Below are 6,906 nucleotides of genomic sequence, written 5' to 3'. Positions count from 1 at the left end.
AGATCCTCGAGTGGAAAAGTGCTAGCGTTTGGTTTTTTAATTCGGGAACCTGTCATGGCTTGGGTTTATGCCTTAAATTCAGACAAAAGTCTAAGGTTGCTTTGCTACTCATCATTTTTCTAAGCGCAGGCATGCATTAATTCTAGAATGACTACATATAGTTCTTCTCAGTTCAGTTTGAAGCTAAGAATGCAGACCAACAACGAAAACAGGTCTTTGTAACCGAATCGTTTTCGTTCTCCGCATAGTGCTATGTGTTGACCGAGCTTGCAACACTAAGATGTTGGCAGAAACATCTAGAAGAGTGATCAAGGTTGAGAGGCTAGGAGCTGTGATACCTTACTGGTCAACAACTTATTAGATTGATCCAATGTGCCTATATACCTCTTACTAGGCGAATAGGCACATTATTGGTCGTCTGATCACCCTCTAGGGGTAGATAGGCGGCGAATAATCTGCATAATAGCCCTCTCTAGGGCAGATAGACAGCAAAGATTCGTATGTACTCCACTTTATCATAAAAGTACATGCGTATTGTTAGCGTTGTATTTGATACTTGCATATGGAGCTGTCATAGAGCAGCCTCCTCCTAGGAAGCTGCTAGACCAATTGCGTGAAGCCGTCTGAAGCACTCCTCTTGCCGCACGGAGCAAATCTACGTGCAGTGGGTTCATCGCTACATCTTGTTTTACAACAAACGGCGTCCTCACGATCGCTGCCAGCGGACGTTGCCATCCGGTTGATCAACCACCACAATTCCCACAGCCATCAGGACATAGCCTAGGTTAGAGGCATCCAAAAATTGATGCGTCAGCTACAAAGCGCTTCCGCAGTAGATTTTAGAAAAATCGGGATGACTGGATTCGAACCAGCGGCCCCTTCGTCCCGAACGAAGTGCGCTACCAAGCTGCGCCACATCCCGTCATTAGCACTGAGACATTATAACCTAAGCTGAGATTCTCCGCAGGGGATCTGCAAAACTCAGGAGACTGTTGGTAAAATGAGGGTCTTGGTAAGAATCAGTAGGTCGTGAACGTGACAGTAAAGCCAGAATGGTTACGGGTGAAAGCGCCCCAGTGGCAACGGGTTGGCAGTGTCAAAGACACGCTCCGTGATCTAGGGCTGAATACGGTTTGTGAAGAAGCCTCCTGCCCCAACATTGGCGAATGCTTCCATCACGGTACCGCCACATTTTTGATCATGGGCCCCGCCTGCACCCGTGCTTGCCCCTACTGTGACATTGACTTTGAAAAGAAACCCCAGGCCTTGGATCCCACCGAGCCGACGCGTCTAGCTGAAGCGGTGAGACGTTTGGGGCTCAACCATGTGGTGATTACCTCGGTAAATCGGGATGACCTGCCTGATGGCGGTGCTTCGCAGTTTATCGGCTGCATTGAAGCGGTGCGGGCTTTGTCGCCTAAAACCACCATTGAGGTTTTAATTCCTGATTTGTGCGCCAACTGGGAGGCTCTGGCGACACTGCTGTCTGCCCGCCCAGAGGTGCTGAACCACAATACCGAAACCATTCCTCGCCTCTATCGCCGGGTGCGTCCTCAGGGCGACTACGATCGCTCCCTGGATCTATTGCGGCGATCGCGGCAGATTGCCCCATGGCTCTATACCAAGTCTGGGATTATGGTGGGTCTGGGGGAAACCGATGAAGAGGTGCGGCAGGTGATGCGTGATCTGCGATCGGTGGACTGCGACATTTTGACCATTGGCCAATACCTCCAGCCCAGCCAAAAGCACCTTGGCGTGCAGGACTTTGTCACCCCAGAGCAGTTTGATGCCTGGCGTGAGTTTGGCGAGAGCATTGGTTTCTTGCAGGTTGTATCCTCGCCGCTCACCCGCAGTTCCTACCATGCCGAGCAGGTGCAGGCCCTGATGAAGCTCTATCCGCGGGCTGGTAGTGTAGCTGGGGCGATCGCTGATTAATCGCTGATGGGTAGAGGGTAGACGACACCTACCGGGACTGAGGCATGGGGCACCATGGCTGCCCCATTTTGAGATGTTTCGCGCTAGGACGTAGTCAAGGATTCGTCCAGCTCAATGGGAACGTTGACGTTAAACATCGTCCAGCCATCTACACTTTCCACGGCGATCGCTCCATTGATTTGATGAACAAGCTTCTTCACCAAGGCCAGGCCTAGGCCTGTCCCTCCCTGCTTCCAAGGATCGGCATAGGGCACGCGGTAGAACTTCTCAAAAATGTGGGGAATCTCCTTACTGGGGATTTCAGCCTGGTTGCGCACGGTGAACACCAAATAGGGCTGGGGCGGTGTGCCATTGTGGGCTTCTGTAGAGGCTAGGGTCACCTGGAGGGCGATCGCTCCTTCTGAGGGCGTATATTTACAAGCGTTGTTCAAAAGCTCCGCCAAGATCCGCCGTAGGATGGTGCCATCGGAGAGAACGGCCGGCAAGGCCGAGGCGCAGTCTACCGATAGCTGCTGCTTACGGTTCACCACCCGAGACTGGAAGGGCGCAACGATTTCCGGTAGCCAAACGGCCAGATCAATCCACTGCACCTCAATAGGGTAAGAAGCAACCTCTAGGCGCTGGAGATCTAGCAAATCATCAATCAACTCTGCCTCTCGCGCCGCCTCCGATTCCAAAATTTCAAAATATCGCTGCCGCCGACTCTCATCCACATTTTGGCGCAGCATATGCACCGCCATCCTCACATTGGAAATGGGGGTGCGTAGTTCGTGGGACACCGTACTCAGAAACTCATCCTTGAGGCGGTTGAGCTTCTCTAGTTCCTCAACCTGAGCTTGGGCTGTTTGGTAAAGACGGGCTTGGCGGATAGCGATCGCACATTGATTGGCCACCTGCTGCACCATACGAATTTCAAATTCGTTGAACACATAGTTTTTATGGTGAATCAGCCATAGATCCCCCAACACCTGCTGATCGCCAGCACCGGGCGAGTGGGTATCCACAAAAATAGGGCAGGCCAACAAAGCCACATGCCCTCGCTCTGGGTTGGGCATCAGAGAACAAAACTGGAAATAATGGCCGCGCCGTAGCTGACGATAGATTTCAGGAAACCGATCCATCTGGGCTACCTTGCCACGAGAGGTGGGCACCGAGTCAATATACTCGTAGCAAACCGTGGAGGTACCCTGCTCTAGGTCATACAGCGACGCATTACAGCCCCCTAGCCCTAGCACCAACGTTAGCTCCTGCACCGCCGTTTGCAGAATATGCCCTTCATCTAAGGAATCTCGCACCCGATCGGTAATGCGCTTGAGCATCGACTCAAAGTCAAGGGAACGCTGCACTTCCTCCGTCCGTTGCCGTACCTGTTGTTCAAGGTCGGCATTGAGCTGCTGTGCCTGTTCATAAAACGACTCCAGTTCCCCATTACGACGCTGCATCGAATGACAGGTTTGTTCTAGGGTAGCCAAGGAGGACGACAAAGCCGTTACTAATTCCGCCAGGGATGAGCTACCAGACGCTAAGTAGTCGCTGAGTCCATCTTCAAGGTTTTTGAACGAGATCTTGGCAGTCTCAAAGTGCTGCTGGAGCAGACGGTTGTTCATCACGCTACCCTCACTGATGTAGCTCGGCTGGCTCTATCCATCCATCTAAGGATAGTTTGACCATAGGAAGTTAGAGCTACCGAGTAGCCTGCCAATCGTTGTCTGAACGGCAAGACAGTATAAAAATAATGGAGATTACACAGGTTATGTACGAAGGACATACGTCTCGAATGCAGCGTGACAGATGGTGATCAATGGAAATAGTTAAAGGGGATAAAAAGTAACTGCGATTGAAAGCAGCTCACCCAGGCGATCGCTAACAGTTAATACCCTGTCTAGATGGACAAATAACAGGAGATGTTTTCATCCCTCTAGGCAAGCACCCTATAGTTATCAGTGGCCTTTGACATGGAAGCGATGCAACCGAATTCAGCAATGTCTTCTACTATGGATCAGATTTGATCGCAATCATTCAGAATTTACGTGAAGCTCCTATGAAGAAAGCTTACGCCGAAAAACTCATCATAGTCCAGGGATGATGGTGTGATTCTAGCGACTATTTCAACGCTGTGTTGAGAGAATGTTTAAAACCGTTTAATACAGTGCATGAGCACCATGCTGGGTAGAAACTAACGTCTTGAGATGGGCGTGCCGGAAGGCTACGACACCAATGGTAATGGCATAGGTGAACTGCAGTTCTGTGGTTTTAGGGGATGGGGAATATACTCAAGCAGGCCAGGGCCGCCCTTGCACTATCCAATTCGGCGGCACCTAGAGCAAAACCGGAAAGGCGATCGCCCTCCCGGTTAGATGTCTGTGTATGAGAAGAGTCTGATTTAAGATGCTGACGCAGGTTTTGCAACTGCTTGCGTCGCTGCCGTTGTCGTGCGGATCCGCCTCGCCCCTTGGTATTGCGTCCAGGTTTCCGAGGAGATTCCCATCGCTTGAGCCGCTGACCCATGGGTGTCCTCCTTGTTGTCGTTTAATTCTAGGCAATCCCAAAGCTCATCGACAGGACGTCGTTCACCTTAGGCTCACCTTAGATGGTTAGTTCTATTCTACTGATTTTATCGTATGGGCAGAGGGAGACTCGAACTCCCACGACCGAAGTCGCCACATTTTGAGTGTGGTGCGTCTACCAATTTCGCCATCCGCCCTTAGTAGCTTGATCATCATAGCGCATTAAACGCCGTTCGAGAAGATCTGAATAGGTTTGAGTTTGGGCCCATTGATCAATTTCCCGGGCTCGCAGGACGGGTAGGGGATGGGTGAGCTGGCTGGTCTGCGCTTCTTTCAGCAGTTGCCCTAGGTCGCTCTGACTCATTTGGTCGTAGGAGCGCGCTTGGTCGAGAAATGCATCCAGGTTGAGCAGAGGGGCCAGAGCTGGGGAGCCGCCCGTGAGTTTCATCAATACCGACGCCACCACCCGAGGATCTTGAACCACCAAGAGGGCTGCGCGATCGCAGGTGAATTCAGCACAGCGCACCCATTCCATCATCTGAGTTTGGAGGCTCTGGGCTAGCAGGGTGCCCCAGGGCGCAAACTGTCCCGCGGCCAGCACCACCAAGTTCGCCAAGGTTAGATACACGCCATGTTCACATTTCAAGTGTCCAAGTTCATGGGCAATCACAGCCTGCAGTTCTTCTGGGGTGAGCAGATCCACAAGGGACGTATGCACCACAATGAAGGGCTGCTTACCGCGCATGGCGAGGGTGTAGGCATTGGGGGCGGGATTTTGGCGAATGTAGAGCTGAGGTTGTTCGAGATCAAGCACCTGGCAGGCTTCAACCAAGAGCTTATGAATGTCGGGCAGTTGGCGATCGCTCACCAAGATGCCAGAAGCAATATTTTCGAGATAGAAAAACTGTTCAGCAACGCTGCCCAAGAGGTTGCGTACCACGAGGTCGAGGGCGGGAATTTGCTGGAGCGATCGGGTCGCCTGTAAGTCTAGAGGATGGCGAAAGTGCTCAGACTTGAGCCCGTGGAGAAAAACTTTTTGATCAGCCATAGATTCCGTCAACCCTCATGAACCTCAAAACAAGGCCGCTTCGGCCAAACACCTCTGTATTCTATCGCGTTCAATTTTGGGGATGGGGGAGATGCCTTAGTATAAAAAGCTCGAATCGGCTAACCAGAGGTAAAACTCGCGCCGTGGGAGAAGCCCGCACCGTATGCTTGCATCGGTGTCGGGAGTACGTCACTCATATCTCCCATCGCTCCGTAGAGTGCTCTTAAGCAAAGCCGTAACGCACCGTCTCACAAGGCTTTGATGCATTGCCAAACCCGCCACACCTTCGCCCCATCCATGGGGTTTTCTCATGATCACGGCATCGACCTCCAGTTGATCGGCTGGTCATGGATTGTGCTATCCACTGGTCAGACCTCCAACGACTCGCGGTAAACTAGTGAACTCCACCTTAAAACGCCACAGCCGCTATGAAACACACCATTTCTGTTTTAGTTGAAGACGAAGCCGGAGTGCTCACCCGCATTGCGGGGCTGTTTGCCCGTCGCGGGTTCAACATTGAAAGTCTTGCGGTGGGGCCGGCGGAAAAACCGGGCATGTCGCGGATCACCATGGTGGTGCCGGGCGATGACAGCATTATTGAACAGCTCACCAAGCAGCTTTATAAGCAAATCAACGTGCTCAAGGTGCAGGACATTACCGAAGTGCCCTGTGTGGAGCGAGAGTTGATGTTGCTGAAGGTGAATGCAACCAGCGCAACGCGTTCCGAAATTATTGAACTGGCGCAAATTTTCCGGGCGCGGGTGGTGGATGTGGCGGATGACACACTCACCCTTGAGGTGGTGGGTGATCCAGGCAAAATGGTGGCGATCGCTCAAATGCTGAACCGGTTTGGCATTCGCGAAATTGCCCGTACGGGTAAGGTGTCGCTGCCCCGTGAGTCTGGGGTGAATACCGAGTACTTGAAGGCTCAGAGTTCTCTGGAAGCAAGATTCTAGAGACATTCAACCCATGTTCAACCCATGTTGCCGAAAATCTCATAGACTTCGTATGTTAGTTGGACGACCCATGGCGATCGCCATAATACGAAAAGGATGCAACATCCGTTAGAGTCTGGGCAAATTTTTCAAAGCGTCGGGGGACATTTCACCTATCGGGTGATTGGGCCCTGCTGCCGCCTGTTTGATCGTGAAGAGCTACCTTGGCCCTGCTGCCGGCTGCAGTGGCGCAGCAAAGAACCCAGTTGGCGGCGAGTGGGGCGGCGATTTGTGCCGGATATTGGAGCCAAGAACTGTCCTTCCTACAGCGTTGAGATTTTGGGAAAAGAAGCGTCCCAGGAGCCGATTATCCTCACCTGCTATTGGGCGAAATTACCGAAGCCGCTGAAAGAATGGTGGTATTCCATTAAGCCTCAGTCCGATGCGATCGCTCCCCCCTTATCTCCCCAGATCCCCGACT

6 protein-coding genes and 2 tRNA genes are annotated in these 6,906 nt (G+C 52.1%); 3 read left to right on the top strand and 5 right to left on the bottom strand.

All coding sequences use genetic code 11. The features are described from left to right. Nucleotides 1–848: 848 nt before the first annotated feature. Nucleotides 849–922 (bottom strand) — tRNA-Pro (locus V6D20_07020). A 107-nt stretch (nt 923–1,029) separates the two neighbouring features. Between V6D20_07020 and lipA the strand changes: the two genes are divergently transcribed. Next, on the top strand, nt 1,030–1,935 hold the full coding sequence (lipA, locus tag V6D20_07015; GenBank protein ID HEY9815535.1) for a lipoyl synthase: 906 nt from the start codon (nt 1,030–1,032) through the stop codon (nt 1,933–1,935). Between the two features lie 83 nt (nt 1,936–2,018). Here the strand turns inward: lipA and V6D20_07010 are convergent, their stop codons facing one another. The 4 genes from V6D20_07010 to V6D20_06995 form a co-directional block, all read right to left on the bottom strand. Next, complete coding sequence (locus V6D20_07010) at nt 2,019–3,542, bottom strand: ATP-binding protein (protein ID HEY9815534.1); 1,524 nt, start codon at nt 3,540–3,542, stop codon at nt 2,019–2,021. A gap of 646 nt (nt 3,543–4,188) precedes the next feature. Next, a complete protein-coding gene (locus tag V6D20_07005) occupies nt 4,189–4,443 on the bottom strand; it encodes a hypothetical protein (GenBank protein HEY9815533.1) in 255 nt (84 codons plus the stop codon). Nucleotides 4,444–4,557: 114 nt separating this feature from the next. Beyond that, nucleotides 4,558–4,639 (bottom strand) — tRNA-Leu (locus V6D20_07000). Beyond that, the gene (locus V6D20_06995) at nt 4,618–5,490 is read right to left on the bottom strand and encodes a M48 family metallopeptidase (GenBank protein ID HEY9815532.1); all 873 of its coding nucleotides are present in this window, start codon (nt 5,488–5,490) and stop codon (nt 4,618–4,620) included. Before V6D20_06995 ends, V6D20_07000 begins: the two co-directional genes overlap by 22 nt. Nucleotides 5,491–5,918: 428 nt before the next feature. Between V6D20_06995 and ilvN the strand changes: the two genes are divergently transcribed. Next, nucleotides 5,919–6,446 carry an acetolactate synthase small subunit gene (gene ilvN / locus V6D20_06990; protein HEY9815531.1) on the top strand — a complete coding sequence of 176 codons (528 nt, stop codon included), beginning with the start codon at nt 5,919–5,921 and terminating at the stop codon, nt 6,444–6,446. A 96-nt stretch (nt 6,447–6,542) separates the two neighbouring features. Then, nucleotides 6,543–6,906, top strand: a 364-nt coding sequence (locus V6D20_06985; GenBank protein HEY9815530.1) for a hypothetical protein, incomplete at its 3' end; no start/stop codon positions are given.

It is taken from the genome of Candidatus Obscuribacterales bacterium (assembly GCA_036703605.1).
Taxonomy (GTDB): Bacteria; Cyanobacteriota; Cyanobacteriia; order RECH01; family RECH01; genus RECH01.
Note: the sequence above shows the minus strand (reverse complement) of the source record. Positions and strands in the feature narration are given on the sequence as shown.

Bases quoted from the DNA above. Each gene is read 5' to 3' on its own strand.
- V6D20_07010 (HEY9815534.1), bottom strand. From the start codon at position 3,542: ATGAACAACCGTCTGCTCCAGCAGCACTTTGAGACTGCCAAGATCTCG.
- V6D20_07005 (HEY9815533.1), bottom strand. From the start codon at position 4,443: ATGGGTCAGCGGCTCAAGCGATGGGAATCTCCTCGGAAACCTGGACGC.
- V6D20_06995 (HEY9815532.1), bottom strand. From the start codon at position 5,490: ATGGCTGATCAAAAAGTTTTTCTCCACGGGCTCAAGTCTGAGCACTTT.
- ilvN (HEY9815531.1), top strand. From the start codon at position 5,919: ATGAAACACACCATTTCTGTTTTAGTTGAAGACGAAGCCGGAGTGCTC.